Origin of the sequence: Enterobacter sp. HMSC16D10, assembly GCF_001807145.1 — a bacterium.
Classification (GTDB): domain Bacteria; phylum Pseudomonadota; class Gammaproteobacteria; order Enterobacterales; family Enterobacteriaceae; genus Enterobacter; species Enterobacter roggenkampii.
Map to the genome: position 1 here is coordinate 76,348 of NZ_KV787896.1, position 26,032 is coordinate 102,379.

At 52.2% G+C, this 26,032-nt stretch carries 26 protein-coding genes and 1 other annotated feature; of the genes, 14 read left to right on the top strand and 12 right to left on the bottom strand.

Going from position 1 to position 26,032, the window contains the following annotated elements; all coding sequences use genetic code 11:
- The first annotated feature begins 2 nt into the window (after positions 1–2).
- From HMPREF3143_RS17380 to ugd, 5 genes are all read left to right on the top strand, one after another.
- The gene (locus HMPREF3143_RS17380) at positions 3–1,424 is read left to right on the top strand and encodes a mannose-1-phosphate guanylyltransferase/mannose-6-phosphate isomerase (protein WP_070533840.1); all 1,422 of its coding nucleotides are present in this window, start codon (positions 3–5) and stop codon (positions 1,422–1,424) included.
- Between the two features lie 7 nt (positions 1,425–1,431).
- Positions 1,432–2,862 carry a phosphomannomutase gene (locus tag HMPREF3143_RS25090; RefSeq protein WP_084832197.1) on the top strand — a complete coding sequence of 477 codons (1,431 nt, stop codon included), beginning with the start codon at positions 1,432–1,434 and terminating at the stop codon, positions 2,860–2,862.
- A gap of 86 nt (positions 2,863–2,948) precedes the next feature.
- Positions 2,949–4,379: an undecaprenyl-phosphate galactose phosphotransferase gene (locus HMPREF3143_RS17390; RefSeq protein WP_032646453.1), complete on the top strand. Its 1,431-nt coding sequence runs from the start codon at positions 2,949–2,951 to the stop codon at positions 4,377–4,379.
- 151 nt (positions 4,380–4,530) lie between these two features.
- Complete coding sequence (gene gndA, locus HMPREF3143_RS17395; RefSeq protein WP_070533843.1) at positions 4,531–5,937, top strand: NADP-dependent phosphogluconate dehydrogenase; 1,407 nt, start codon at positions 4,531–4,533, stop codon at positions 5,935–5,937.
- Between the two features lie 226 nt (positions 5,938–6,163).
- A complete protein-coding gene (gene ugd, locus HMPREF3143_RS17400) occupies positions 6,164–7,330 on the top strand; it encodes a UDP-glucose 6-dehydrogenase (RefSeq protein WP_032675157.1) in 1,167 nt (388 codons plus the stop codon).
- A gap of 52 nt (positions 7,331–7,382) precedes the next feature.
- Here ugd and HMPREF3143_RS17405 read toward each other — a convergent pair whose 3' ends face one another.
- The gene (locus HMPREF3143_RS17405) at positions 7,383–8,387 is read right to left on the bottom strand and encodes an NAD-dependent epimerase (RefSeq protein ID WP_063922187.1); all 1,005 of its coding nucleotides are present in this window, start codon (positions 8,385–8,387) and stop codon (positions 7,383–7,385) included.
- Positions 8,388–8,581: 194 nt separating this feature from the next.
- Between HMPREF3143_RS17405 and wzzB the strand changes: the two genes are divergently transcribed.
- A complete protein-coding gene (gene wzzB, locus HMPREF3143_RS17410; RefSeq protein WP_070533845.1) occupies positions 8,582–9,562 on the top strand; it encodes an LPS O-antigen chain length determinant protein WzzB in 981 nt (326 codons plus the stop codon).
- Between the two features lie 40 nt (positions 9,563–9,602).
- Here the strand turns inward: wzzB and hisIE are convergent, their stop codons facing one another.
- The 9 genes from hisIE to hisL form a co-directional block, all read right to left on the bottom strand.
- A complete protein-coding gene (hisIE, locus tag HMPREF3143_RS17415; RefSeq protein ID WP_070533846.1) occupies positions 9,603–10,214 on the bottom strand; it encodes a bifunctional phosphoribosyl-AMP cyclohydrolase/phosphoribosyl-ATP diphosphatase HisIE in 612 nt (203 codons plus the stop codon).
- A complete protein-coding gene (hisF, locus tag HMPREF3143_RS17420) occupies positions 10,208–10,984 on the bottom strand; it encodes an imidazole glycerol phosphate synthase subunit HisF (protein ID WP_023325610.1) in 777 nt (258 codons plus the stop codon). Before hisF ends, hisIE begins: the two co-directional genes overlap by 7 nt.
- Positions 10,966–11,703, bottom strand: a complete 738-nt coding sequence (hisA, locus tag HMPREF3143_RS17425) for a 1-(5-phosphoribosyl)-5-[(5-phosphoribosylamino)methylideneamino]imidazole-4-carboxamide isomerase (protein ID WP_023325609.1) — start codon at positions 11,701–11,703, stop codon at positions 10,966–10,968. Before hisA ends, hisF begins: the two co-directional genes overlap by 19 nt.
- Positions 11,703–12,293 carry an imidazole glycerol phosphate synthase subunit HisH gene (gene hisH, locus HMPREF3143_RS17430; protein ID WP_021241433.1) on the bottom strand — a complete coding sequence of 197 codons (591 nt, stop codon included), beginning with the start codon at positions 12,291–12,293 and terminating at the stop codon, positions 11,703–11,705. The genes hisA and hisH overlap by 1 nt, the downstream gene beginning before the upstream one ends.
- Positions 12,293–13,360: a bifunctional histidinol-phosphatase/imidazoleglycerol-phosphate dehydratase HisB gene (hisB, locus tag HMPREF3143_RS17435; RefSeq protein ID WP_021241432.1), complete on the bottom strand. Its 1,068-nt coding sequence runs from the start codon at positions 13,358–13,360 to the stop codon at positions 12,293–12,295. Before hisB ends, hisH begins: the two co-directional genes overlap by 1 nt.
- The gene (gene hisC, locus HMPREF3143_RS17440; RefSeq protein ID WP_023325608.1) at positions 13,357–14,418 is read right to left on the bottom strand and encodes a histidinol-phosphate transaminase; all 1,062 of its coding nucleotides are present in this window, start codon (positions 14,416–14,418) and stop codon (positions 13,357–13,359) included. Before hisC ends, hisB begins: the two co-directional genes overlap by 4 nt.
- Positions 14,415–15,719 (bottom strand): histidinol dehydrogenase, encoded by a 1,305-nt coding sequence (gene hisD, locus HMPREF3143_RS17445; protein WP_023325607.1) that lies wholly within the window; start codon positions 15,717–15,719, stop codon positions 14,415–14,417. The genes hisC and hisD overlap by 4 nt, the downstream gene beginning before the upstream one ends.
- Positions 15,720–15,724: 5 nt before the next feature.
- Positions 15,725–16,624 carry an ATP phosphoribosyltransferase gene (hisG, locus tag HMPREF3143_RS17450; RefSeq protein WP_070533848.1) on the bottom strand — a complete coding sequence of 300 codons (900 nt, stop codon included), beginning with the start codon at positions 16,622–16,624 and terminating at the stop codon, positions 15,725–15,727.
- A 45-nt stretch (positions 16,625–16,669) separates the two neighbouring features.
- Positions 16,670–16,793, bottom strand: a sequence feature (His leader region).
- Positions 16,769–16,819 carry a his operon leader peptide gene (gene hisL, locus HMPREF3143_RS25785; protein ID WP_001364200.1) on the bottom strand — a complete coding sequence of 17 codons (51 nt, stop codon included), beginning with the start codon at positions 16,817–16,819 and terminating at the stop codon, positions 16,769–16,771. Its footprint overlaps the feature before it by 25 nt.
- Positions 16,820–16,994: 175 nt before the next feature.
- Between hisL and HMPREF3143_RS17455 the strand changes: the two genes are divergently transcribed.
- The 4 genes from HMPREF3143_RS17455 (at position 16,995) to plaP (ending at position 20,420) form a co-directional block, all read left to right on the top strand.
- Complete coding sequence (locus tag HMPREF3143_RS17455; RefSeq protein ID WP_008499460.1) at positions 16,995–17,819, top strand: SDR family oxidoreductase; 825 nt, start codon at positions 16,995–16,997, stop codon at positions 17,817–17,819.
- Positions 17,820–17,860: 41 nt separating this feature from the next.
- Positions 17,861–18,790 (top strand): LysR substrate-binding domain-containing protein, encoded by a 930-nt coding sequence (locus tag HMPREF3143_RS17460; protein WP_021241428.1) that lies wholly within the window; start codon positions 17,861–17,863, stop codon positions 18,788–18,790.
- A gap of 219 nt (positions 18,791–19,009) precedes the next feature.
- A complete protein-coding gene (yoeI, locus tag HMPREF3143_RS25790; protein WP_099458931.1) occupies positions 19,010–19,072 on the top strand; it encodes a membrane protein YoeI in 63 nt (20 codons plus the stop codon).
- Complete coding sequence (gene plaP / locus HMPREF3143_RS17465) at positions 19,062–20,420, top strand: putrescine/proton symporter PlaP (RefSeq protein ID WP_008499462.1); 1,359 nt, start codon at positions 19,062–19,064, stop codon at positions 20,418–20,420. Before yoeI ends, plaP begins: the two co-directional genes overlap by 11 nt.
- A 122-nt stretch (positions 20,421–20,542) precedes the next feature.
- On the opposite strand, the gene sbcB is transcribed toward plaP, so the two are convergent.
- Positions 20,543–21,970: an exodeoxyribonuclease I gene (gene sbcB, locus HMPREF3143_RS17470; protein ID WP_175441126.1), complete on the bottom strand. Its 1,428-nt coding sequence runs from the start codon at positions 21,968–21,970 to the stop codon at positions 20,543–20,545.
- Between the two features lie 207 nt (positions 21,971–22,177).
- Here sbcB and dacD point away from each other — a divergent pair, with 207 nt between their 5' ends.
- The 4 genes from dacD to HMPREF3143_RS17490 all read left to right on the top strand — a co-directional run bounded on the left by dacD (position 22,178) and on the right by HMPREF3143_RS17490 (position 25,582).
- The gene (dacD, locus tag HMPREF3143_RS17475; protein ID WP_008499464.1) at positions 22,178–23,344 is read left to right on the top strand and encodes a serine-type D-Ala-D-Ala carboxypeptidase DacD; all 1,167 of its coding nucleotides are present in this window, start codon (positions 22,178–22,180) and stop codon (positions 23,342–23,344) included.
- Between the two features lie 119 nt (positions 23,345–23,463).
- Positions 23,464–23,937, top strand: coding sequence for a DNA gyrase inhibitor SbmC (gene sbmC, locus HMPREF3143_RS17480; protein ID WP_008499465.1), 474 nt, complete (start codon positions 23,464–23,466; stop codon positions 23,935–23,937).
- Between the two features lie 92 nt (positions 23,938–24,029).
- On the top strand, positions 24,030–25,088 hold the full coding sequence (locus tag HMPREF3143_RS17485; protein WP_008499466.1) for an FUSC family protein: 1,059 nt from the start codon (positions 24,030–24,032) through the stop codon (positions 25,086–25,088).
- 158 nt (positions 25,089–25,246) lie between these two features.
- Complete coding sequence (locus tag HMPREF3143_RS17490) at positions 25,247–25,582, top strand: DUF496 family protein (RefSeq protein ID WP_008499467.1); 336 nt, start codon at positions 25,247–25,249, stop codon at positions 25,580–25,582.
- Positions 25,583–25,629: 47 nt separating this feature from the next.
- On the opposite strand, the gene HMPREF3143_RS17495 is transcribed toward HMPREF3143_RS17490, so the two are convergent.
- The gene (locus HMPREF3143_RS17495) at positions 25,630–25,965 is read right to left on the bottom strand and encodes a gamma-glutamylcyclotransferase family protein (RefSeq protein ID WP_023325604.1); all 336 of its coding nucleotides are present in this window, start codon (positions 25,963–25,965) and stop codon (positions 25,630–25,632) included.
- Positions 25,966–26,032: the final 67 nt, after the last annotated feature.

The window sequence follows — 26,032 nt, forward strand, 5'->3', positions numbered from 1 at the left end:
AAATGTCTAAATTAGTACCAGTAATTATGGCGGGGGGGACGGGTAGTCGCTTGTGGCCACTTTCGCGTGAACATCATCCGAAACAGTTTTTAACTGTAGAGGGTGAATATTCGATGTTACAAAATACCATCAGACGGCTGTCTCCACTTTTAGCTAGTGATCCAGTTGTCATCTGTAACGACAAACATCGCTTCCTCGTTGCTGAACAACTTCGTGCGCTTGATAAACTAGCTAATAATATTATTCTTGAGCCTGTTGGGCGTAACACAGCGCCTGCTATTGCCCTTGCCGCCTTTTGTGCTCTCCAAAATTCAGATGTGGAAGATCCGCTCTTGCTGATTCTGGCTGCGGATCACGTCATCCAGGATGACAAAGCCTTTATCGGGGCTATTAATCATGCTGAATCTCTGGCTGCTCTCGGTAAGTTAGTCACGTTCGGTATAGTCCCAACACATGCTGAAACGGGTTATGGCTATATTCGTAGAGGTGATGCAATTGGGGGCGATGCATTTGCTGTAGCGGAATTTGTTGAAAAACCAGATTATGATACTGCACGTGATTATATTGAATCAGGGCAATATTACTGGAATAGCGGAATGTTTTTATTCAGTGCAAAATCTTATCTGCATGAATTAAAACATCTATCACCCGATATATATGATGCTTGCCAGAAAGCTGTAGGATATATCAACCCGGATCTGGATTTTATTCGTATCGATAAAGAGGCCTTTACTGCATGCCCAAGTGATTCCATAGACTATGCAGTCATGGAACATACACAGCATGCAGCGGTTGTACCAATGGATGCCGGCTGGTCAGATGTCGGATCGTGGTCTTCATTATGGGATATATCAAAAAAAGATCAGCAAAAGAATGTTTTGCACGGAGATGTGTTTGCACACTGCAGTGAAGGTAACTACATATATTCCGAAAACGCCTTTATTAGCACAATTGGTGTAAATAACTTAGTTATTGTTCAGACCTCTGATGCTTTATTGGTAGCCAATAAAGATTCAGTACAAGATGTTAAAAAAATTGTTGATTATCTAAAAGATAATAACAGAAAAGAGCATGTACAGCATTTAGAAGTGTTTCGCCCGTGGGGCAAATATACTGTAATTGACAATGGTGTTAATTACCTGGTCCGACGTATAAATGTTAAACCGGGTGAAAAATTTGTCGCACAACTGCATAAGCATAGAGCAGAACACTGGATAGTCGTGTCGGGTACCGCTCGTGTTACAAAAGGCGAAAAGACTTTTTTAGTTTCAGAAAATGAATCAACGTTTATACCCGTTAATACTATCCATGCACTTGAAAACGCTGGCGTAATCCCGTTAGAGCTTATTGAAATCCAGTCAGGAAATTACCTTGGCGAGGATGATATTATTCGCATGGAAACGCGTTTTGGATATTCAGAGTGAGAGATAAATGAACCAGGTTTATAATAGTCGAGATATTATCAAAAATTCAGGCATCGCTTTTGGAACTAGCGGTGCCCGTGGTCTTGTTAGCGATTTTACACCTGAAGTTTGTGCTGCTTTTACTGTTTCATTCCTGACCGTAATGCAGCAACAGTTCTCGTTCGATACAATAGCACTTGCAATTGATAATAGACCAAGCAGTTACCAAATGGCTCAGGCTTGTGCCGCGGCGCTAAAGGGCAAAGGAATTGATACTGTATTCTATGGGGTTGTACCTACTCCAGCCTTGGCTTATCAATCTATGTCAGATTATGTGCCTGCGATCATGGTCACGGGTAGTCATATCCCGTTTGATCGCAATGGCCTAAAGTTTTATAGACCTGACGGTGAAATTACTAAAGAGGATGAAAATGTTATTGTTCAAGCTGAAGCTTCGTTCGGATACATTAAGACAGAAGAGTTATTGACTTCCTCGCTTGCCGCTGAAAATTATATCGCACGATATACCTCGTTATTTTCAACACCATTCCTGAAAAATAAACGTATTGGCATTTATGAGCATTCAAGTGCGGGCCGGGATCTTTATAAGCCTTTGTTTAATGCTTTAGGTGCTACTGTTATCAGTTTAGCCAGAAGTGATGAATTTGTTCCTATTGATACTGAAGCAGTAAGTGAAGATGATAGTCGTAAGGCAATAAAATGGGCAAAGGAATTACAACTAGATGCAATATTTTCTACTGATGGAGATGGTGACAGACCTCTTATCTCAGATGAAAATGGAAATTGGTTACGAGGTGATGTTTTAGGCTTATTATGTTCACTGGAATTAACCGCGGATGCTGTAGCGGTTCCTGTGAGTTGTAATAGTATCATTTCTTCACATAATTACTTTAAGCATGTGATGCGAACCAAAATTGGTTCTCCTTATGTTATTGCTGCATTTGCTGAGCTAGCTGCAAATTATGATTGTGTTGTAGGTTTTGAAGCTAATGGTGGTTTTTTATTGGGCAGTGATGTCTTTATTAACCAGCACTTGCTTAGAGCGTTACCAACTCGTGATGCAGTCCTCCCTGCTATTATGCTACTTTACAGAGCAAAAGATAATGGCATTGGTGAACTTGTTTCACAACTGCCAGCACGTTATACCCATTCCAATAGATTACAGAATGTAGATTCTGTAACAAGCGTGTCATTAATTAATTTGGGACTATCAGACCCCGTTAAGTTTATGGAGTATATCGGATTAAATGATTGTCAGATATTGAACTCAGATATTACTGATGGGTTTCGAATTACATTGGACAATAATAGTATTGTACACTTGCGCCCTTCAGGCAATGCTCCTGAGCTACGTTGTTATGCAGAGGCTGACACTCAAGACGCAGCATACAAACTTGTTGAAACTGTCCTTGCTAATATCGAAAAGCAGGTTGGGTAAAATCTTCAAATATAGTAAACCTTAAGCGTTTATCTTGTGAACGCTTAACTTGGCTATTTGGTACCCATTTAGAGGGCGTGAGTTTAATGGATAGTATTGATAACAAGTATAATCCACAGTTATGTAAGATATTATTGGCTATTTCAGATTTATTTTTTTTCAATGTAGCGTTGTGGCTATCTTTAGGGTGCGTATATTTAATTTTTAATGAGGTTCATCGTTTTATTCCGCAAGAACAATTAGACTCGCGCTTCTTTTCCCATTTCTTACTTTCAATCGTCTGTGTAGGATGGTTTTGGATACGTTTGCGTCATTACACTTATCGCAAACCATTCTGGTATGAATTAAAAGAAATTATTCGAACTATTGTGATTTTTGCCGTGTTTGACTTGGCGCTTATTGCGTTTACAAAATGGCAGTTTTCTCGTTATGTTTGGGTATTTTGCTGGTCGTTTGCGCTGATTTTGGTACCCTTTTTCCGTGTACTCACAAAGCACTTGCTCAATAAATTAGGCATCTGGAAAAAAACAACCGTCATTCTTGGCAGTGGTGAAAATGCGATCGGCGCATACAATGCCTTGCAGAGTGAAGAGATGATGGGTTTTAATGTTGTGGCTTTCTTTGATGCTGATGCTGCAACGTCTGAAGTTTGCTCTCTACCTGTAATACAAGATGCAGAGAAAATTTGGAGTTTAAATCGCACCGGAGATATTCATTATATACTTGCCTATGAATATACCGAGCTTGATAAAACACAATTATGGCTTCGTGAGTTATCTAAACACCATTGTCGTTCAGTTACAGTTGTGCCTTCTTTCCGCGGATTGCCCTTATATAATACCGATATGTCCTTCATTTTTAGCCATGAAGTGATGTTATTGAGGATACAAAACAATCTTGCCAAAAGGACCTCTCGTTTTCTTAAGCGTACTTTCGATATTGTTTGCTCTTCATTAATATTGTTAGTCGCATCACCACTCATGATTTACCTGTGGTACAAAGTGACACGTGATGGTGGGCCAGCCATTTATGGTCATCAGCGCGTAGGGCGAAACGGTAAGTTATTCCCGTGCTACAAATTCCGCTCAATGGTGATGAATTCTCAGGAAGTGTTAAAAGAGCTTCTGGATAGCGATCCGGAGGCGAGGGCTGAGTGGGAAAAAGATTTTAAATTAAAGAATGATCCACGTATTACTGCTGTGGGACGTTTTATTCGTAAAACCAGCCTTGATGAATTACCGCAATTATTTAATGTGCTTAAAGGCGAAATGAGCCTTGTCGGCCCACGGCCTATTATTTCTGATGAGTTGGAGCGGTACTGTGATGATGTTGACTATTATCTCATGGCGAAGCCTGGCATGACGGGCTTATGGCAGGTGAGTGGCCGTAATGATGTTGATTATGATACACGCGTCTATTTTGATGCCTGGTACGTCAAGAACTGGACACTATGGAATGACATAGCCATTTTGTTTAAGACGGTGAAAGTTGTGTTACATCGTGATGGTGCATACTGAGATCCTCAGACGATAATTTACTAGAAAATATGCGGTTTTGTGATGAGTGCATCAATTGCTACCCTCTTACCTCTCCCTTGAGTTAACATGTTTTTTACTTAACCCGTCGCTTTCATTCCGGCGGGGTATCCACACCTGACAGGAGTATGTAATGTCCAAGCAACAGATCGGCGTTGTCGGTATGGCAGTAATGGGGCGCAACCTGGCGCTCAACATCGAAAGCCGTGGTTATACCGTCTCCGTTTTCAACCGCTCCCGTGATAAGACCGAAGAAGTGATTGCCGGGAACCCAGGCAAGAAACTGGTTCCTTTCTATACGGTTAAAGAGTTTGTTGAGTCTCTGGAAACGCCTCGTCGTATCCTGTTAATGGTGAAAGCAGGCGCAGGTACCGATGCAGCTATCGACTCCCTGAAGCCTTACCTCGAAAAAGGTGACATCATCATTGATGGCGGTAATACCTTCTTCCAGGACACCATTCGTCGTAACCGTGAACTGTCCGCTGAAGGTTTCAACTTCATCGGTACCGGTGTATCCGGTGGCGAAGAGGGCGCGCTGAAAGGCCCATCCATCATGCCTGGCGGCCAGAAAGACGCATACGAACTGGTTGCGCCTATTCTGACTAAAATCGCCGCTGTTGCAGAAGATGGCGAGCCGTGTGTGACTTATATCGGTCCTGACGGTGCCGGTCACTATGTGAAAATGGTGCATAACGGCATCGAATACGGCGACATGCAGCTGATTGCTGAAGCTTATTCCCTGCTGAAAGGCGGTCTGAACCTTTCTAACGAAGAGCTCGCTGAAACCTTTACCGAGTGGAACAAAGGCGAACTGAACAGCTACCTGATCGACATCACCAAAGATATCTTCACGAAAAAAGATGAAGAGGGTAAATACCTGGTTGATGTGATTCTGGATGAAGCAGCGAACAAAGGCACCGGTAAATGGACCAGCCAGAGCTCTCTGGATCTGGGCGAGCCGCTGTCGCTGATCACCGAATCTGTCTTCGCACGTTACATCTCTTCTCTGAAAGAGCAGCGCGTCGCGGCATCTAAAGTACTGTCTGGCCCACAGGCTAAACCAGCAGGTGATAAAGCCGAGTTCATTGAAAAAGTGCGTCGTGCATTGTACCTGGGGAAAATCGTTTCTTACGCGCAGGGCTTCTCTCAGCTGCGTGCGGCATCAGACGAGAACAACTGGGATCTGAACTACGGTGAGATCGCGAAGATCTTCCGCGCGGGCTGCATCATTCGCGCGCAGTTCCTGCAGAAAATCACCGATGCCTATGCTGAAAACGCCGGTATCGCCAACCTGCTTCTGGCACCGTACTTCAAGAAAATCGCTGACGAATATCAGCAGGCGCTGCGTGACGTGGTTGCCTACGCTGTCCAGAACGGTATCCCGGTTCCGACCTTCTCTGCGGCAGTAGCCTACTACGACAGCTACCGTGCTGCCGTTCTGCCTGCTAACCTGATTCAGGCCCAGCGTGACTACTTCGGTGCGCATACCTACAAACGTACCGATAAAGAAGGCGTATTCCATACCGAATGGATGGAATAAGTTAACTGACTCGCTGTCATCAAAACCCGGAGCCTGTCTCCGGGTTTTTTTATGCAAAAACTGCCGCCTGTTACTCGAAGTAGTCTGAATCTCATCCTCCTCGCAGTGATTACTCCTGGTTTGCCTTGACAGCTCAGTTTGTCAGGAGGTACAAAGCCCAACAGTTATGTTTATCGCGATGGTCTGGCGGCCATCAGTACAGTTAACTCACAGAAGTCATTAGCGAATGAAAATAACAATCTCCGGAACAGGGTATGTCGGTCTTTCTAACGGCATTTTGATTGCTCAGAATCATGAAGTGGTTGCGCTGGATATCGTGCAAGCCAAAGTGGATATGCTCAATCAGAAGAAATCGCCGATTGTCGATAAAGAAATCCAGGACTATCTCAGCAATAAACCGCTGAATTTCCGCGCCACGACAGATAAAGAAGATGCATACCGCGATGCGGATTACGTCATCATTGCGACGCCTACTGACTACGATCCTAAAACCAACTATTTCAACACCTCAACGGTAGAAGCGGTAATCAAAGACGTTATCGCGATCAACCCTGATGCGGTGATGGTGATTAAATCGACCATCCCTGTCGGTTTTACCAAATCCATTAAAGAAAAATTCGGTATTGATAATATCTTCTTCTCGCCGGAATTCCTGCGTGAGGGGAGAGCGCTTTACGATAACCTGCATCCTTCGCGTATCGTTATTGGCGAACGTTCTGAGCGCGCTGAACGTTTTGCTGCGTTGCTTCAGGAAGGGGCGCTCAAGAAAGATATTCAGGTGCTATTTACCGATTCCACTGAAGCTGAGGCGATCAAGCTCTTCGCGAATACCTATCTGGCGATGCGAGTGGCTTATTTTAATGAGCTCGACAGCTACGCAGAAAGCCTTGGACTGAATACTCGCCAGATTATTGAAGGGGTGTGCCTCGACCCGCGCATTGGCAATCACTACAACAACCCGTCATTTGGCTACGGTGGCTATTGCCTGCCAAAAGATACGAAGCAGCTGCTGGCAAACTATCAGGCGGTGCCGAATAACCTCATCTCGGCGATTGTTGATGCCAACCGTACGCGTAAAGACTTCATCTCCGATTCTATCCTTGCACGTCAGCCGAAAGTGGTCGGTGTGTATCGTCTGATCATGAAGAGTGGTTCCGATAACTTCCGTGCCTCTTCCATTCAGGGGATCATGAAGCGTATCAAGGCGAAAGGCGTTGAGGTTATTATCTATGAACCTGCTATGTCGGACGATCAGTTCTTCAATTCACGGGTGATCCGCGATCTGGACGCCTTTAAGAAAGAAGCCGATGTCATCATTTCAAACCGCATGGCGGAAGAGCTGGCTGACGTGGCGGATAAGGTTTATACCCGCGATCTGTTTGGTAGTGACTGATTCTCTGCTCTATATTGTAAAAAACCCGGCTGAGTTGCCGGGTTTTTTATTTTTAGACTTTGTAGAAATCGCGGTACCAGTCAACGAAATTCTTCACCCCATCCTTAACCGAGGTTTGCGGTTTAAATCCGATCGCGTCATAAAGTGGCTGGGTATCGGCGCTGGTTTCCAGAACATCTCCTGGCTGAAGAGGCAGCATATTCTTCTCGGCTTTTTTACCCAGCGCGTCTTCCAGCGCAGTGATGTAATCCATCAGTTCTACTGGCGAACTGTTACCGATGTTATAAACCCGGTAAGGTGCTGAGCTGGTTGCCGGAGAGCCGGTCTCAACGGTCCAGTTTGGATCTGCCTGAGGAATAATATCCTGCAGACGAATAATGGCTTCAGCGATGTCATCAATATACGTAAAGTCGCGCTTCATCTTACCGTAGTTATAGACATCAATGCTTTTTCCTTCAATCATCGCCTTGGTAAACTTAAACAGCGCCATGTCCGGGCGTCCCCACGGACCGTATACGGTAAAGAAGCGCAGCCCAGTTGTCGGCAGGTTGTAGAGATGCGAATAGGTGTGTGACATCAGCTCATTAGCTTTTTTGGTCGCAGCATAAAGCGAAACCGGGTGATCCACGGAATCGTCAGTTGAGAAGGGCATCTTGCGGTTGAGGCCATATACGGAGCTTGATGATGCATACAACAAATGCTGAACGTTGTTATGGCGGCAGCCTTCCAGCACGTTGAGGTGGCCGATAAGGTTGGCGTCCGCGTACGCATGGGGGTTTTCCAGGGAGTAGCGAACACCCGCCTGCGCGGCCAAATGAATCACACGATCAAACTTCTCACCAGCGAAAAGCGCAGCCATGCCTTCACGGTCTGCTAACTCCAGCTTGTGAAAAGTAAAACGCTCTGATTTCAACAGTTCCAGGCGCGCCAGCTTCAGGCTTACATCGTAGTAGTCATTGAGGTTATCGATACCAACAACCTGATGTCCGGCCTCAAGGAGGCGTTTACTGACATTTGCACCGATAAAACCCGCTGCACCCGTTACCAAAAATTTCATAGCGTTCCTCATAATGCTATATTCTTACCGATGCCATAACGCATCGCACTGCATCTATCATAGCGCGAAGGGGGTAAGTTACATAACCTATCTTTCCGATATTACTCATCGGATTCTTATAGAAAAATCGCCAGTAATCGATAAACTATGCAAACTTAATTATGTTCCGCCCTTTTTCATCTGTTAGGGATTGTATGACGCAAAACAACAATAGCCAGGTCGGTCGAAATCATGACCCTGAGCAAATTGATTTACTTGATTTAATGCTGCAACTTTGGCGTGGAAAGTGGATGATAGCAACCTTTGTTATTGTTTTTATTGCCCTTGCTGTCGGATATCTGTTTGTTGCTAAAGAAAAGTGGACCTCAAGTGCAATTATTGCGCAACCCGATGCGGCTCAGATAGCACCCTATTCAAATGCATTGAATATCCTTTATGGTACCGCAGCACCTTCAATGCTGGATATTCAAACGCGCGCTATTGACCGTTTTAATGCATCTTTCTCAGCGTTATCGCAGGCGCTGGACAATCAGGCTGTGCCTGAAAAACTCACCATCGAGCCTGCGGTTAAAGGGCAAGCGCTGCCATTAAGCGTCACCTATACCAGTACATCAGCAGAGGCGGCTCAGAAGCAGCTGGCGCAGTACATTCAGCAAGTCGATGAGCAGACCGCAAAAGAACTAGCCCTTGATCTTAAGGACAATATTAAGGAGCAGATCAAAACCCTGAATGATTCACTGCAAAACCAGGAGAAGGTCGCGCAGGAACAAAAAGATCTGCGTATCAAACAGATTGCTGAGGCACTGAAAAACGCTGAGGCAGCGAAAATTACTTCGCCACAGCTCCAGCAAACCGAGGATGTCACACAGGAAACATTATTCCTGCTTGGCAGCGAAGGGCTTAAATCGATGATTGACAACGAAGCATCGCGCCCACTGGTTTTCCCCACCGCCTATTATCAGACCAGGCGAAATCTCTTGGATATCCAGAATCTGAACGTAAACCCGGACACAATCCACGTCTATCGTTACGTTATGAAGCCGGATCTTCCTGTCCGCCGTGACAGCCCGAAAAAAGCCGTGATTCTGGTTCTCGCCGTGCTACTTGGCGGAATGATTGGTTCAGGTGTGGTACTGGGGCGTAACGCCTTACGAAACTACAAACCAAAGGTCTGATTTGCAGATTAAAAAAAACCGGGGATATACCCCGGTTTTTTTATTTGTGACGTTTGCGAAGGTTTTCTATCACCGCCGTCAAATCCAGCGCCTGATCCTGCAGCAGCACCAGCAGGTGATACATCAAATCAGAGGCTTCGTTCGTCAGCTCCTCGCGGTCATGCACGGTCGCGGCCAGTGCTGTCTCAACGCCTTCTTCACCCACCTTCTGCGCAATACGCTTGGTTCCGCTGGCGTACAGCTTCGCGGTATAAGAACTCTCCGGATCCGCCGATTTACGCTCCGCCAGCAGCTGCTCCAGTTGGTACAGGAACAGCCACTGGTGACTCGCCTCGCCGAAGCAGCTGCTGGTGTCCTTGTGGCAGGTTGGTCCGATCGGATTGGCCAGCACCAGCAGGGTGTCGTTATCGCAGTCCGGCGTAATGCTTACTACATTCAGGAAATGGCCCGAGGTTTCGCCTTTGGTCCACAGGCGCTCTTTCGTGCGGGAGTAAAACGTCACTTTGCCACTGTCGATCGTTTTCGCCAGCGCGTCCTGGTTCATATAGCCCAGCATCAGCACTTCGCCTGAGACGGCATGCTGGACAACCACCGGCAGTAATCCGTCCGTTTTTTTCCAGTCCAGCTGCGCCTGTTGTTGCTCTGTTAACATACCCTGATCTCCACGCCCTGGTCGGCCAGGTACGTTTTTAACTCACCAATATTAATAATCTGTTTGTGGAACACGGAAGCGGCCAGCGCGCCGTCCACGTTCGCATCGCGGAAGGCTTCGAGGAAATGTTCCATGGTGCCCGCGCCGCCGGAGGCAATCAGCGGAACGTGGCAGACCGCACGAACTTTTTTCAGCTGCTCGAGATCATACCCGTTACGCACGCCGTCCTGGTTCATCATGTTGAGGACAATCTCGCCCGCGCCACGCTTCTGCACTTCCTGCACCCAGTCGAGCGTTTCCCACTGCGTCACGCGCGTGCGGCTTTCATCCCCCGTGTACTGGTTGACGTGATACTTGCCCGTTGCGGCGTCATACCAGGTGTCGATCCCAACCACAATACACTGCACGCCAAAACGATCGGCGAGGCGGGTAATGAGCTCCGGGTCGGCTAGGGCAGGGGAGTTGATGGAAATCTTGTCGGCACCAAACGAGAGAATTTTGGCGGCGTCGTCGGCGGATTTAATCCCGCCCGCCACGCAGAACGGAATATCGATCACTTCCGCTACGCGCGCGACCCAGCTTTTGTCGACTACGCGGCCATCGCTGGACGCGGTAATATCGTAGAACACCAGCTCATCTGCGCCTTCATCGGCATAGCGTTTTGCCAGCGGAACGATGTCGCCAATGATCTCGTGGTTGCGGAACTGCACGCCTTTCACGACCTGGCCGTTACGTACGTCCAGGCAAGGGATTATCCGTTTTGCCAGCATTGAATCGCCTCCGTCACCGTAAATTTACCTTCCAGCAGGGCCCGGCCCACAATCACGCCCTGTACCCCCGTTCCGCGCAGCGCGGCAATATCGGCTAAGTCACCGATGCCGCCAGATGACTGGAACGCCACCTGCGGATAACGGGCGCAAACTTCTTCATATAAAGAAACGTTGGAACCCGCCAGCGTGCCGTCACGGGAGATATCCGTGCACAGCACGTGCTTGAGGCCAACGGGCAGATAGGTATCAACTAGCGCCTCCAGCGTCACGCCGGAGTTTTCCTGCCAGCCGCTGACCGCCACCTGTTTATTACCCTGTTCGTCAATGCGCACGTCCAGCGCCAGCACCAGCGCGTCGGCGCCAAAGCGGCGGAACCAGCCCTTCACCGTCTCAGGATCTTTGACGGCGGTTGAACCGACCACCACGCGCGCCACGCCCGCGTCCAGCAGCGCCGCCACGTCATCTTCCGTACGCACGCCGCCGCCGACCTGTACCGGCACATCAACACCGGCAACCAGATTTTTCAGCAGCGGGATCTGGCGCTTCGCCGGATCTTTCGCACCCGTTAAATCGACCAGATGCAGCACCTGAGCACCCTGGGCGGCATAATCCTGCAGACGCGGCAGCGGGTCGTTTCCGTAGTCTCGCTGCTGCCCGTAATCGCCCTGATGAAGACGGACAACCGTGCCGTCAATTAAATCTAACGCGGGAATAATCATCACATCTCCAGGAAGTTTTTCAGCAGCTGCGCGCCCGCGGCGCCCGAGCGCTCCGGGTGAAACTGTACGCCGAAGAAATTGTCTTTCTGCACGGCTGCGGTAAACGCCTCGCCGTAAGTGCACTGGGCGATGGTATTGACGTTCACCGGCATGGCGTAACTGTGCACAAAGTAAAAATACGCGCCGTCTTCAATGCCGCGAAACAGCCGGTCGCCCGCTTTGGCGTACACGCGGTTCCAGCCCATATGCGGCAGAGGCAGACCGTGGTCGGTCATCTTCGGCACGTCTTCGTCGATAATGCCCAGCAGGTCAACGCCGTTGCTCTCTTCGCTGCGGCGGCCCAGGATCTGCATACCCAGGCAAATGCCCAGCACCGGTTGGGTACAGGCTTTGATCAGATCGACCAGCTCGCGCTCGCGAATCTGATCCATCGCCGCCTGCGCAGTGCCTACGCCCGGCAGAAATAACTTGTCGGCACGCAGCACCACGTCCGGGTCACGGCTGACCACCGGTTCGTAGCCGTGGCGGGTAATGGCCGACTTTACGGAGTTCAGGTTGGCGCATCCGGTATCCAGAATCACCACGTTCATTACAGCACTCCTTTTGATGAGGGCAGGGCGTCGCCTTCCACGCGAATTGCCTGGCGCAGCGTGCGGCCGAAGGCCTTGAAGAGACTCTCCACGCGGTGGTGGTCGTTCTTGCCTTTGGTCTTCAGGTGCAGCGTCAGGCCCATGGTGTAGGACAATGAACGGAAGAAGTGCTCCACCATTTCGGTGCTCAGATCGCCCACGCGCTGGTAATTGAAGTCTGCTTTGTATTCCAGATGCGGACGACCGGAGATATCCATCGCGCAGCGCGCCAGACACTCGTCCATCGGCAGGACAAAGCCAAAACGGTTAATGCCGCGCTTGTCGCCGAGCGCCAGCTTCAGGGCTTCACCCAGCGCCAGGCCGGTATCTTCCACGGTGTGGTGATCGTCAATATAGAGGTCGCCTTTTACCGCGATCTCCATGCGGAAACCGCCGTGGGTGGCAATCTGGTCCAACATGTGGTCGAAGAAACCCACGCCGGTGTGGATCTTGCTGCCGCCTTCGCGGTCCAGCCAGACCTTCACATCAATCTGTGTCTCTTTGGTGTTGCGTTCAACGTGTGAGTAGCGGTCACGTTTTGTCAGCTGCTCGCCAATCATCGCCCAGTTAAGGTTGTTGCGGTCATAGCGCAGCCCCGCGATGCCCATGTTCTCCGCCAGCGTAATATCGGTGATGCGATCGCCGATGACATAGCTGTTAGTCTTATCCAGCACATCCTCCGCCAGATAGTGCTCGACCAGCTTCACCTTTGGCTTACGGCAGTCGCACTCGTCGGCTGGCATGTGCGGGCAAATCAGCACTTCATCGAACACCACGCCCTGCGAGGTCAGCACCTGCATCATCAGATTATGCGGGCCGTCAAAGTCTGCCTGCGGGAAGCTGTCGGTACCCAGACCGTCCTGGTTGGTGATCATCACCAGCTTGTACCCGGCTTTTTGCAGCTTGAGCAGCACCGGGATCACGTCAGGTTCAAACGCCAGCTTGTCGAATCGGTCGACCTGAAAATCAGCTGGGGGCTCCGAAATAAGGGTGCCGTCACGATCGATGAAAAGGATCTTCTGGGTCATACTTTCTCCGCTTTCAGGGCGTCAATCACGCGCTGGCTCTCTGCACGGGTGCCGACGGTAATGCGCAGGCACCCGCTCAGAGAAGGTTGTTTATTCTGGTCTCGTAAGATAATGCCCTGATCCCATAAAGATTTAAATACGGCGCTGGAAGCGGTAAAGCGCACCAGGATGTAGTTGGTTTCTGAGTCGAATACCTGCTCCACGCACGGGATATCCTTCAGGGCGGTCACCAGGTACTGACGTTCCTCCAGGATTTGCGCCACGCGCTCGCGCATCGCGTTAATCCCCTGAGGCGTCAGCGCCTGTGCCGCAATATCGGCAACCGGCGTCGAGAGGGGGTACGGGGCGATCACCTTCAGCAGCAGGTCGATGACCTCTTTATTTGCCAGCGTGAATCCGCAGCGCAGACCCGCGAGAGCAAAGGCTTTTGACAGCGTACGCAGCACCACCAGGTGCGGGTACTCTTCCAGCCAGCCAGCCAGCGTCGCCTGCGGGCAGAACTCGATGTAGGCTTCGTCCGCGACCACCAGGGCTTTTCCGCGCGTCATCTCCAGCAGGGTACGGATATCCTGCGGGTTAATAATCTGCCCGGTCGGGTTGTTCGGGCTGCAAACAAACACCACTTTTACGCCTTCGAGATTGTCGGCAATCCCCTGCAGATCCAGCTGCCAGTTCTCCAGTGAGAGCACGTTGCGGCACGCCACCCCGAAGGTTTCCGCGCTGACGCTGTACATGCCGTAGGTCGGCTGGCAGTACATTACCGCGTCTTTGCCCGGCTCGCAGAAGGCACGGATCAGCAGTTCAATGCCCTCATCCGCACCGCGACTGACCAGCACCTGCTCTGGCTTCACGCCAGCGTACTGCGCGTAGTTTTCAATAACCGCCTTCGGCTGACATTCCGGATAGCGGTTCAGCGTCTGCTGCGACAGCTCAAACTGCACCGCCGTTGGATATTCGTTGGCGTTCAGCCAGACATCCCCTTTACCGCCCAGACGACGCGCAGACTGGTAAGGCGTCAGGCGACGGACATTTTCGCGGGCTAATTCTTCAATGTTCATGCTTGCTCCTTCAGGGCTGCAACGCGCAGCGTAACGGCGTTTTTGTGAGCGGTCAGGCGCTCGGCGGCGGCCAGGGTTTCAATAGTGGACGCCAGTGAGGCAAACCCTTCGCGGGAGAGTTCCTGCACGGTCATGCGTTTCTGGAAATCCGCCAGTCCCAGGCTGGAACAGGTTGAGGTATAACCATACGTTGGCAGTACGTGGTTGGTGCCGGAGGCGTAATCGCCCGCGGATTCCGGTGACCAGTCGCCGAGGAACACCGAGCCCGCGCTGGTAATGCTGTCGACCAGATCGCGCGCATTTCGGGTCTGAATAATCAGGTGCTCCGGACCGTACTGGTTAGAAATGGCAATGCACTGCTCGAGATCGCGCGCCACAATCAGACGGCTGGCCGCTAACGCCTGGCGTGCCGTGTCGGCGCGGGGCAGGTCGGCAAGCTGACGCTCCACGGCTTCGCCCACGCGTTTCGCCATATCGGCATCCGGCGTCAGCAGGATAACCTGCGAGTCCGGGCCGTGTTCCGCCTGGGAAAGCAGGTCAGACGCGACGAAATCCGGCGTTGCGCCGCTGTCGGCAATCACCAGCACTTCAGACGGTCCGGCAGGCATATCGATGGCCGCGCCGTCCAGACGCTGGCTGACCTGACGCTTAGCCTCGGTCACATACGCATTGCCCGGGCCAAAGATTTTGTCGACCTTGGGAATGGATTCCGTGCCGAACGCCAGGGCCGAAATCGCCTGCGCGCCGCCCACTTTATACACCGCCTGCACGCCGCAGAGCTTCGCCGCGTAGAGGATCTCATCGGCAATCGGTGGCGGTGAGCACAGCACCACTTTCTGACACCCGGCAATGCGCGCGGGAGTCGCCAGCATCAGTACGGTGGAGAAAAGCGGGGCAGAGCCGCCGGGAATATAGAGGCCGACGGACGCAACCGGGCGCGTGACCTGCTGGCAACGCACGCCGGGCAGGGTTTCGACATCCACGGTCTGCAGCTTTTGCGCGGTGTGGAAGGCATCAATGTTTTTCACCGCGACGGCCATCGCCTGCTTGATGTCGTCACCCAGGCGATTGCTGGCATCAATGATTTCCTGCTCGGTAACCTGCAATGCGCTGACGTCCGTCTTATCAAACTTCGCGCTGTATTCACGCAACGCGTCATCGCCGCGGGCTTTGACGTTATCCAGGATCTCCGCCACGGTGCGCGAGATGCTTTCAGAGGCGGAAATTGCCGGGCGCATCAGCAACTCGCGCTGCTGTGCGTCGCTACAGGTATTCCAGTCGATGATTGTGTTAAAGCTCATGGCCATTACTCCATCATCTTCTCAATTGGCAGCACCAGGATGGAGCTTGCGCCCAGCGCCTTCAGTTTTTCCATGGTTTCCCAGAACAGGGTTTCGCTGCTCACCATGTGCATCGCCACGCGCTGCTGATCGCCTGCCAGCGGCAGGATGGTTGGTCGCTCGGCGCCCGGCAGCAGGGCAATCACTTCATCCAGACGCTCGGTTGGGGCGTGCATCATGATGTATTTGGATTCACGTGCCTGAATCACGCCCTGAATGCGGGTCAGCAGCTTGTCGATCAGCTGCTGCTTAGCGTCGGCCATCTCTCCGTCACGCTGGATCAGGCACGCTTTAGAGCGGTAGATGACTTCCACTTCGCGCAGACCGTTCGCTTCCAGCGTCGCGCCGGTAGAGACCAGGTCACAGATGGCGTCCGCGAGACCCGCACGCGGCGCCACTTCAACAGAACCGTTCAGCAGACAGGATTTAAACAGCACGCCTTTCTGATCCAGATAGCGCTTTAACAGGTGAGGGTAGGAGGTGGCGATACGTTTGCCGTTCAGCGCGGCCGGGCCGTCCCAGGCTTCATCAACCGGCGTCGCCAGCGACAGGCGGCAGCCGCCGAAGTCCAGACGACGCAGGGTGAAGTAACGCGGGTCTTCGCCCTGCGCGCGGCGGGTCAGCAGCTCTTCTTCCAGCACGTTTTCACCGATGATGCCGAGGTCAACGACGCCATCCATGACCAGGCCGGGAATATCGTCATCACGCACGCGGAGAATGTCGATGGGCATGTTTTCAGCCAGAGCAATCAGGCGCTGGGTGTGCAGGTTGATTTTAATCCCGCAGCGGGCCAGCAGTTCGCGTGAATCGTCACTTAAACGGCCTGATTTTTGAATAGCTATGCGTAAACGTGAGTTATCTAACATTCTTTATTCCTCGTTAACCTGTTTTAACCTGTCTGAATTCGGTCCAAAAAAAAGCCCCCGGAAGACGATCTTCCGGGGGCTTTTTCATGCGTTCATGCACCACTGGAAGATCCAAACGTCTTCCAGCACACATCGCCTGAAAGACTAGTCAGGATGATGGTGATGATGGTGGTGTTTAAATTGAACGCGTGTCATATAAATTCTCGATGAATGCTTATTCATTTGATGTCTTTTAACCTAAACCAGTTGTGCGACATATTGCAAGGGCTTTTTTTGATCATTAATTCATTTCATATTGATGCTATGAATTGTGTGTTCTGCCGGGCTGGCGTAGCCTTATGAAAGACGAGTGAGAGTCAGGAGAATTCGCATGAAAAAGGTCGCGATTGTCGGTTTAGGATGGCTGGGAATGCCGCTGGCGATGTCATTAGCCGCGAAAGGCTGGCAGGTAACCGGGAGCAAGACCACCCGAGATGGGGTCGAAGCGGCGCGCATGTGCGGTATTGATGGCGTTGAACTGCGTCTGGAGCCGGAACTGGTGTGTGATGCGGACGATCTGGACACGCTGATGAACGTCGATGCGCTGGTGATTACGCTACCCGCGCGGCGCAGCGGCCCGGGTGAATCATTTTATCTGCAGGCGATGCAGGAGATAGTCGACAGCGCGCTGGCGCATCACGTACCGCGCATTGTTTTCACCAGCTCGACGTCGGTCTATGGTGAGGTTGAGGGCGTAGTAAAAGAAACTTCCGAGCGCCGTCCCGTTACCGCGAGCGGTCAGGTCCTGAAAGAGCTGGAAGACTGGCTGCACAATCTTCCCGGCACGCAGGTCGATATCGTTCGTCTGGCGGGGCTGGTAGGCCCTGGCCGCCACCCGGGACGCTTCTTTGCCGGAAAGACTGCGCCAGACGGCCAGCATGGCGTGAATCTTGTCCATCTTGAGGATGTTATTGGCGCAATTGAGCTACTCTTACAGGCTCCGAAAGGCGGACACATCTATAATATATGTGCACCGACTCATCCGGCGCGCAGCACCTTTTACCCGCTGATGGCACGTCAGCTGGGCCTGGCTCCGCCGGTCTTTGGTGAGGCAAAAGATGGCAGTAAAGGCAAAATTGTTGATGGCAATCGCATTTGTCATGAGCTGGGGTTTGAGTATCAGTATCCCGATCCGCTGGTGATGCCCATGGAATAAGTTCCGCAGCGGAGACGATCGCACACCAGAAGGGGGCGAGCATGAAACCGCTGCTGGATGTTCTTATTATTCTGGATGCACTGGAAAAAGAGGGGAGCTTTGCCGCTGCGTCGGCAAAGCTCTACAAAACCCCTTCGGCCCTGAGCTATACCGTCCAAAAACTGGAAAGCGACCTCAATATCCAGATCCTCGATCGCTCCGGGCATCGCGCACGCTTTACCCGCACCGGACAGATGCTGCTGGAAAAAGGCCGTGAAGTCCTCCACACCGTTCGTGAACTCGAAAAACAGGCCGTCAAACTGCATCAGGGATGGGAAAACGAGCTGGTGATTGGGGTGGATGACACCTTTCCGTTTTCTCTCCTGACGCCGCTGATTGAAATGTTTTACCAGCATCACAGCGTCACCCGGCTTATTTTCATCAACGGCGTGCTGGGCGGTTCCTGGGATGCCTTAACCCAGGGCAGGGCGGACATTTTTGTCGGTGCATTGCATGAGCCTCCCCAACTCAGTGAATTTGGTTTTGCCCGCCTTGGCGTGCTGGAGCAGGTATTTGCCGTGGCGCCTCATCATCCGCTGGCTCAGGAGCCCGAGCCGCTTAACCGCCGCGTGATTAAAGGCTACCGCGCGATTGTAGTGGGTGACAGCTCTCGCCCGGAATGTGCGGTCTCCTCGCAGCTGCTTGATGAGCAGGAAGCGATTACCGTTTTCGACTTTAAAACCAAGCTTGAGCTGCAAATTAGCGGTCTGGGCTGCGGCTATTTACCCCGCTATCTGGCGCAGCGCTTTATTGACAGCGGTGCGCTTGTTGAAAAACAGGTACTTGCTCAAAACAGCCATGAATCGGTGTGGGTGGGCTGGAATGAACAGACCGCCGGGCTGGCGAGTGCCTGGTGGCGGGACGAAATTTTAGCAAATAGTGCTATCGCTGCTGTATATGCTCAGGGCAGCGTCGAGAAATCAGCCAGTTAGCAAAAAGAAAATTACCCGGTGCGTTGCAAAGTATTGCCTTTTGTATCCGATGTGGGGCAAAATGCCGCCGCTGCAACCAAATGAATAATCGACGATATAAAAGGCGTCGGTTATTTTTTTTTGCATGTACGAAACGAAACTAAAAACCAAGAGGCCGGGCTTCGTACCGGATAGATATTTACTAAAATCCGACAGTTGTTGTCGCTGAGGAAGAAAGAAATGGGGCAATTTTTCGCTTACGTGGCGGTTATCACCGTAAAGGAGAATAACTATGTCGCATAACGCAACTCCAAACACCTCTCGCGTGGAATTACGTAAAACGCTTACGTTGATTCCGGTTGTTATGATGGGCCTGGCCTATATGCAACCGATGACGCTGTTTGATACATTCGGTATCGTATCAGGCCTCACAGACGGTCATGTGCCAACGGCATATGGCTTCGCGCTGATTGCGATCCTCTTTACCGCGCTGAGCTACGGTAAACTGGTGCGTCGCTATCCGTCTGCGGGTTCCGCCTACACCTATGCCCAGAAATCCATCAGCCCGACGGTTGGCTTTATGGTGGGCTGGTCTTCGCTGCTCGACTATCTGTTCGCGCCGATGATCAACATTCTGCTGGCAAAAATCTATTTTGAAGCGCTGGTGCCGTCGATTCCATCCTGGATGTTCGTTGTGGCGCTGGTGGCCTTTATGACGGCCTTTAACCTGCGCAGCATCAAGTCTGTCGCCAACTTTAACTCCGTTATCGTTGTGCTTCAGGTTGTGCTGATTGCGGTTATTCTTGGCATGGTGATTTACGGCGTATTCCACGGCGAAGGCGCGGGCACCCTGGCGAGCAGCAAGCCGTTCTGGTCTGGTGATGCGCATGTTATCCCGATGATTACCGGGGCAACCATTCTGTGCTTCTCCTTTACCGGTTTTGACGGGATCAGCAACCTGTCTGAAGAAACCAAAGATGCAGAGCGCGTAATTCCTCGTGCCATCTTCCTGACGGCGCTGATTGGCGGTCTGATCTTTATTTTCTCGACCTATTTCCTGCAGCTGTACTTCCCGGATATCTCTCGCTTCAAGGATCCGGATGCGTCTCAGCCGGAAATTATGCTGTACGTGGCGGGTAAAGCGTTCCAGGTCGGCGCGCTGATCTTCTCCACCATCACCGTACTGGCGTCCGGTATGGCCGCGCATGCAGGCGTTGCGCGTCTGATGTACGTAATGGGCCGCGATGGCGTATTCCCGAAAAGCTTCTTCGGCTACGTGCATCCAACCTGGCGTACCCCGGCAATGAACATTATCCTGGTCGGTGCGATCGCGCTTCTGGCGATTAACTTTGACCTGGTGATGGCAACGGCGCTGATTAACTTCGGTGCGCTGGTGGCGTTCACCTTTGTTAACCTGTCGGTGATCTCTCAGTTCTGGATCCGTGAAAAGCGTAACAAGACGCTGAAAGATCACTTCCAGTATCTGTTCCTGCCGATGTGCGGTGCCCTGACCGTGGGCGCGCTGTGGGTTAACCTGGAAGAGAGCTCGATGGTGCTTGGCCTGATTTGGGCGGGTATCGGTCTGGTTTACCTGGCCTGCGTCACGAAGAGCTTCCGTAACCCGGTTCCGCAGTACGAAGACGTCGCGTAAGACTGTGTCGGGTGGCGGCTATGCCTTACCCGACCTACATACCCCGTAGGCCCGCGTAAGCGCCGCGCCACCGGGCAAAAAAAAGCCGGAGACTTCGCCTCCGGCTTTTTTATACCTATCGATCAAACTATCTCTTGCGCGTACTGGAACAGGGATTTCAGCAGCGCCTGTTTCTCAGCATTCCCTTCATACTGGCCGTAGAGCATCTCCAGCTCCTGTGCATAGCTGTGCAGGTATTCTGGGGTAAACACGTTGCGACGATGCTGCAGCCAGCGTTCCTGCTCGGCTTCATCCAGCGTGCCGGGGTAATTACGCGCGCGGTAATTAAACATCAGCTTTTCGATGCGCTTATCGGCGAAGGTGATATCCAGCGCCGGTAAGTTGCGCGGCTCTGTTTGCAGAACGATATTCATGGCCGCGCGATCGGCATCGCTGAAGAAACCGTTATAGAGTTGGGCGTCCACGTTTTCAGACGGCACGAACGGCTCGGCTTCGGCAAAAATGGCCACGGCTTTCTCGCGCACCTGCGGATTTTCACGCAGCACTTTGAGATTATCGAGGCAGTGCTGGCGGTTAATGCCCAGCCTGTCAGCATCTTCCGGGCGCAGCGTATTCGCCTGCGCCAGGACCGGACATTTATTGATATGCACCAGTTTGACCGGCACCGCCGGCAGATCGCCGAGCTCGTTTTTCGGGGTATAAAGCCGTTCGCGCAGGGTATCGCTGTCGAGTTCGAGCAGCGGTGAAATATCGCCCGCCAGGTCCACCATGATGACCGCATTACGGTTGTCCGGATGCCAGGCCAGCGGCGCAACCCAGCTGGTATTGCCGCGCCAGGCGCCAAACATGCCGGAAATATGCACCAGAGGTTTCATCTGCGGTACGTCGATAAGGGTCATAAGCTTCTGCTTGCTGCGATGGCTCAGCAGATACTCAAACAGCCGGGGCTGTGCGCTTTTCACCAGCTTTGCCATGGCAATGGTGGCATAGACGTCCGCCATCGCGTCGTGGGCATTGCTGTGCTCGATACCGTTGGCGCGCGTCAGGTGTTCCAGCCGGAAGCTGGTCAGCCCTTCCTCATTTTCCGGCCAGTGAATGCCTTCAGGACGCAGGGCGTAGCAGGCGCGCATGATGTCGAGTAAATCCCAGCGTGAATTGCGGTTCTGCCAGCTCCAGGCATAGGGATCGTAGAAGTTGCGATAGAAGATGTTGCGCGTCACTTCGTCATCGAAGCGGATGTTGTTGTAACCGACCACGCAGGTATTGGGAACGGTAAAGAGATCGTGAATGCGTCGGGCGAACTCTGCCTCGTTAACGCCTTTCTCCCGCGCTTCCTGCGGGGTGATGCCGGTAACCATGACCGCGCCGGGCTGCGGCAGGTAGTCATCAGCCGGTTTGCAGTAAAAGACCTCAGGCTCGCCAATAATGTTGAATTCGTCGTCGGTACGGATGGCGGCAAACTGCGCCGGTCGGTCCAGCGCCGGATGCGTGCCAAAGGTTTCGTAGTCGTGGAACAAAAAAGTCGGGCGAGCGGCAGAGTCAGACACCAGTAATACCATCCTGTTAAAAAATGACGTCACTATGGTAAACGATCGCGCGGGTCAGACCGAATAAAAAGCACCGCCGCGAGGCAAATTTGCGCGCCAGCTTCAGAGAAAAATCTGCGTTCTGTCACATTTTTTTGCAATTAAGCCAGGTAACGACATCAGAACTCCCGTAAAAAGGTCATCGATTTTTAATGACCTGAGGATATACCGTTGAAACGCCGTCTGTTTATTGCTGTTTCTTTACTCGCTTCGAGTGTCTCATCTGCTTTTGCGGCCGAACCACTGGATTTTTCGCCGCAGCCTCCGGCCATTCAGGCTGGCTCCTGGGTGCTGATGGATTACACGACTGGTCAGATTTTAACGGCGGGCAACGAACATCAACAACGTAATCCGGCGAGCCTGACCAAGCTGATGACGGGTTATGTGGTGGATCGGGCCATTGATAGCCACCGCATTACCCCGGATGACATCGTCACCGTAGGGCGTGATGCCTGGGCAAAAGGGAACCCGGTGTTTGACGGTTCATCGCTGATGTTCCTGAAGGAGGGCGATCGCGTCACCGTGCGCGATCTGAGCCGCGGCCTGATTGTCGATTCCGGCAACGACGCCTGCGTGGCGCTGGCCGATCACGTGGCGGGCGGGCAGCCGCAGTTCGTGAAGATGATGAACGACTATGTGCAGAAGCTGAACCTGCGTGATACCCACTTCGAAACCGTCCACGGGCTGGACGCGCCTGGCCAACACAGTTCGGCGTATGACCTGGCCGTTCTCTCCCGGGCCATTATCCACGGTGAGCCCGAGTTTTATCATATGTACAGCGAAAAGAGCCTAACCTGGAACGGGATCACCCAGCAGAACCGTAACGGCCTGCTGTGGGATAAGACCATGAACGTAGACGGGCTGAAAACGGGGCATACCTCGGGGGCCGGCTTTAACCTGATTGCATCCGCCGTTGACGGCCAGCGTCGTTTGATTGCCGTTGTAATGGGAGCGGACAGCCCGAAAGGGCGTGAGGACCAGGCCCGAAAACTGCTGCACTGGGGGCAGCAGAATTTCGATACGGTGCAGATCCTGCATAACGGAAAAAAAGTGGGAACGGAGCGTATCTGGTACGGCGACAAGGAGCAGGTAAAACTGGGCACCGACCAGGACTTCTGGCTGGCCTTGCCGAAAGCGGAGGTGCCCAATATCAAAGCCAAATACGTGCTGGATAAAAAAGAGCTGGAAGCGCCGATTGCCGCGCATCAGCGTGTCGGGGAGATCCAGCTTTACGATCGTGACAAGGTGGTAGCCCACTGGCCGCTGGTCACGCTGGAAGCCGTTGATAAAGGCGGCCTGTTCTCTCGTCTGAGCGATTATCTGCATCACACGCTTTAACCGCCTATGAGCAGACTGGCAGGGTTGCGAGTCTGCTCACATAATAAACACTCCTCGTTTGCTGATAATGATAACCCAGTTTTATAGTGTATAAATATACAGTGATAAACGGAGGCAGCATGGACTACAGCATTACGCAGCAACAGAAACGTAAGATTGCCGGTTTTCATTTGGTCGGTCCGTGGGAGCACACGGTAAAACAGGGCTTTGAACAGCTGGTCATGTGGGTCGACGGGCGTCACATTGAGCCGCTGGAGTGGGTGGCGGTCTACTACGATAACCCCGATGAGGTCCCGGCCGAAAAACTGCGCTGCGATACGGCCGTTACCGTACCGGACGATTTTGTTATCCCGGAAAACAGCGAAGGCGTCATGATGACGGAAATCGCGGGAGGGGATTATGCCGTGGCGACGGCGCGTGTGGAAAACTACGACTTTGCCACGCCGTGGTATCAGTTCTTCAATTCCCTGCTGCAGGACAATAAGTATCAAATGGCGCTCAAACCCTGCTTCGAGCGCTACCTGAATGACGGCAACGCGGACGGCTACTGGGATATTGAAATGTATATCGCGGTAGAGCACAAACCGGTTTAGGCCTGCTGAATAAAGGGTTTTTCAGCCGGGACCGTTCCGCCCGGCTGAAAACACAGTACAATTGTGATTTGCCGTGTAGCTGGAGAGCGGGTGTGCGTCCCGACAAATCATTAACCCCTTTTGAAATTCGGTTGTATAAACACTACCGCGTGGTGCACGGGTGTCGCATCGCGCTGGCATTCGTATTGACGTTTGTACTGGTGCGTTTGCTGGAGGTTCCGGAAGGGACGTGGCCGCTGATCACGCTGGTGGTGGTGATGGGGCCCATCTCGTTTTGGGGCAACGTTGTCCCGCGCGCCTTCGAGCGTATTGGCGGGACCGTGTTAGGTTCGGCCCTGGGGCTAATCGCCCTGAAGCTGGAGCTTATCTCGTTCCCGGTCATGCTGATATGGTGCGGTGCCGCCATGTTCCTGTGCGGCTGGCTGGCGTTGGGCAAGCGTCCTTATCAGGCGCTGCTGATTGGTATCACGCTCGCGGTGGTGGTCGGCGCACCCGCCGGGGATATGACCACGGCGCTGTGGCGAAGCGGGGATGTCATTCTGGGTTCACTGCTCGCCATGCTGTTTACCGGCATCTGGCCGCAGCGGGCTTTTCTGCACTGGCGTATCCAGATGGCCAACTATGTCACCGCGTTTAACCGCGTCTATCAGGCCGGTTTTTCCCCTAATCTGGTTGAACGCCCCCGGCTGGAAAAGCATCTGCAAACCATCCTCAACGACGTGGTCAAAATGCGCGGCCTGATCACGCCCGCCAGCAAAGAGACCCATATTCAGAAAGCGATTTTCGAAGCCATCCAGACGGTAAGCCGCAACCTGGTGTGCATGCTTGAACTGCAAATCAACGCGCACTGGGCCTCTCGCCCGAGCCATCTGTTGATGCTTAACGCGCAGACCCTCAAAGAGACCCAGCAGATGACGCAGCAAACGCTGTTGACCATCGCTCATGCGCTCTACGAAGGTAACCCGCAGCCGATACTGGCAAACAGCGAGCGGCTGAATGAGATCGTTGCGGAGCTGAAGCAGTTAATCAATGAGCGGCAGGGCGATAACGTGGCGGAAACGCCCATTCATGGCTATGTCTGGCTGAGTATGGAACTGGCGCGACAGCTTGAGCTGCTATCGCATCTGATTTGTCGGGCGCTGCGCAAATAAAACGCGGATGTGACGCCTGCTGCTTCGATTCAGCAGCAATTGGGGTTATGATAGTTTTAAACGATATACTCATTGTCATTCGCAGCCGCTGTCAGTAAGGTTATTGTTACAACGGTTGCTTTAACGAATCCGAATCTCACATTATCAGGGGTGTAAAAATGGAAACTACCAAGCCTTCGTTCCAGGATGTTCTGGAATTCGTCCGCCTGTTCCGCCGCAAAAACAAGCTGCAGCGTGAAATCCAGGACGTTGAGAAGAAGATCCGTGACAACCAGAAACGTGTTCTGCTGCTCGACAACCTGAGCGACTACATCAAGCCAGGCATGAGCGTTGAAGCTATTCAGGGCATCATCGCCAGCATGAAGAGCGACTATGAAGACCGTGTTGATGATTACATCATCAAAAATGCTGAACTGTCCAAAGAGCGTCGCGACATCTCTAAGAAGCTGAAAGTGATGGGCGAAATCAAAAACGGCGAAGCAAAAAGCGAGTAATCGCAGCGAATCGTGAAAAAGGCTCTCTGGTGACAGAGAGCCTTTTTTTATGACTCAGAACGTGGCTGTAGCTGATAAATCCAGGCTTGAACCTGCTTGCCTTCAGAGGTAGTCACCGTGACCTCAACCCGGTCATAGCCGTCTTCAAACTCATCCAGCATTTGCCAGTGTGCGGAAAGGTTATCAGAGATAAACAGATAGCCTTCGACGCGCGGTCCATCGGAGTGGAGGACAATCCCGGGAAAGTCTGCCGCCGCACCCCAGCCGCGTTCGTAGAACGTACCGGAGACGAAACCGGCCAGCCATTCACCGCCGATGTTTTCAAGGATATGCGCATTAGAATGGCCCGGACGCAGCGTGCCGTAGACAAACAGAGCGTTCATTTTCCCTCATCCGCAAAGCAAAAAGCCTGCTTTAAAAGCAGGCTTTTTAAATTTGGCTCCTCTGACT

Coding starts and splice junctions, on each gene's coding strand:
- HMPREF3143_RS17380 (WP_070533840.1), top strand. CDS start 3: ATGTCTAAATTAGTACCAGTAATTATGGCGGGGGGGACGGGTAGTCGC.
- HMPREF3143_RS25090 (WP_084832197.1), top strand. CDS start 1,432: ATGAACCAGGTTTATAATAGTCGAGATATTATCAAAAATTCAGGCATC.
- HMPREF3143_RS17390 (WP_032646453.1), top strand. CDS start 2,949: ATGGATAGTATTGATAACAAGTATAATCCACAGTTATGTAAGATATTA.
- gndA (WP_070533843.1), top strand. CDS start 4,531: ATGTCCAAGCAACAGATCGGCGTTGTCGGTATGGCAGTAATGGGGCGC.
- ugd (WP_032675157.1), top strand. CDS start 6,164: ATGAAAATAACAATCTCCGGAACAGGGTATGTCGGTCTTTCTAACGGC.
- HMPREF3143_RS17405 (WP_063922187.1), bottom strand. CDS start 8,387: ATGAAATTTTTGGTAACGGGTGCAGCGGGTTTTATCGGTGCAAATGTC.
- wzzB (WP_070533845.1), top strand. CDS start 8,582: ATGACGCAAAACAACAATAGCCAGGTCGGTCGAAATCATGACCCTGAG.
- hisIE (WP_070533846.1), bottom strand. CDS start 10,214: ATGTTAACAGAGCAACAACAGGCGCAGCTGGACTGGAAAAAAACGGAC.
- hisF (WP_023325610.1), bottom strand. CDS start 10,984: ATGCTGGCAAAACGGATAATCCCTTGCCTGGACGTACGTAACGGCCAG.
- hisA (WP_023325609.1), bottom strand. CDS start 11,703: ATGATTATTCCCGCGTTAGATTTAATTGACGGCACGGTTGTCCGTCTT.
- hisH (WP_021241433.1), bottom strand. CDS start 12,293: ATGAACGTGGTGATTCTGGATACCGGATGCGCCAACCTGAACTCCGTA.
- hisB (WP_021241432.1), bottom strand. CDS start 13,360: ATGACCCAGAAGATCCTTTTCATCGATCGTGACGGCACCCTTATTTCG.
- hisC (WP_023325608.1), bottom strand. CDS start 14,418: ATGAACATTGAAGAATTAGCCCGCGAAAATGTCCGTCGCCTGACGCCT.
- hisD (WP_023325607.1), bottom strand. CDS start 15,719: ATGAGCTTTAACACAATCATCGACTGGAATACCTGTAGCGACGCACAG.
- hisG (WP_070533848.1), bottom strand. CDS start 16,624: ATGTTAGATAACTCACGTTTACGCATAGCTATTCAAAAATCAGGCCGT.
- HMPREF3143_RS17455 (WP_008499460.1), top strand. CDS start 16,995: ATGAAAAAGGTCGCGATTGTCGGTTTAGGATGGCTGGGAATGCCGCTG.
- HMPREF3143_RS17460 (WP_021241428.1), top strand. CDS start 17,861: ATGAAACCGCTGCTGGATGTTCTTATTATTCTGGATGCACTGGAAAAA.
- plaP (WP_008499462.1), top strand. CDS start 19,062: ATGTCGCATAACGCAACTCCAAACACCTCTCGCGTGGAATTACGTAAA.
- sbmC (WP_008499465.1), top strand. CDS start 23,464: ATGGACTACAGCATTACGCAGCAACAGAAACGTAAGATTGCCGGTTTT.
- HMPREF3143_RS17490 (WP_008499467.1), top strand. CDS start 25,247: ATGGAAACTACCAAGCCTTCGTTCCAGGATGTTCTGGAATTCGTCCGC.
- HMPREF3143_RS17495 (WP_023325604.1), bottom strand. CDS start 25,965: ATGAACGCTCTGTTTGTCTACGGCACGCTGCGTCCGGGCCATTCTAAT.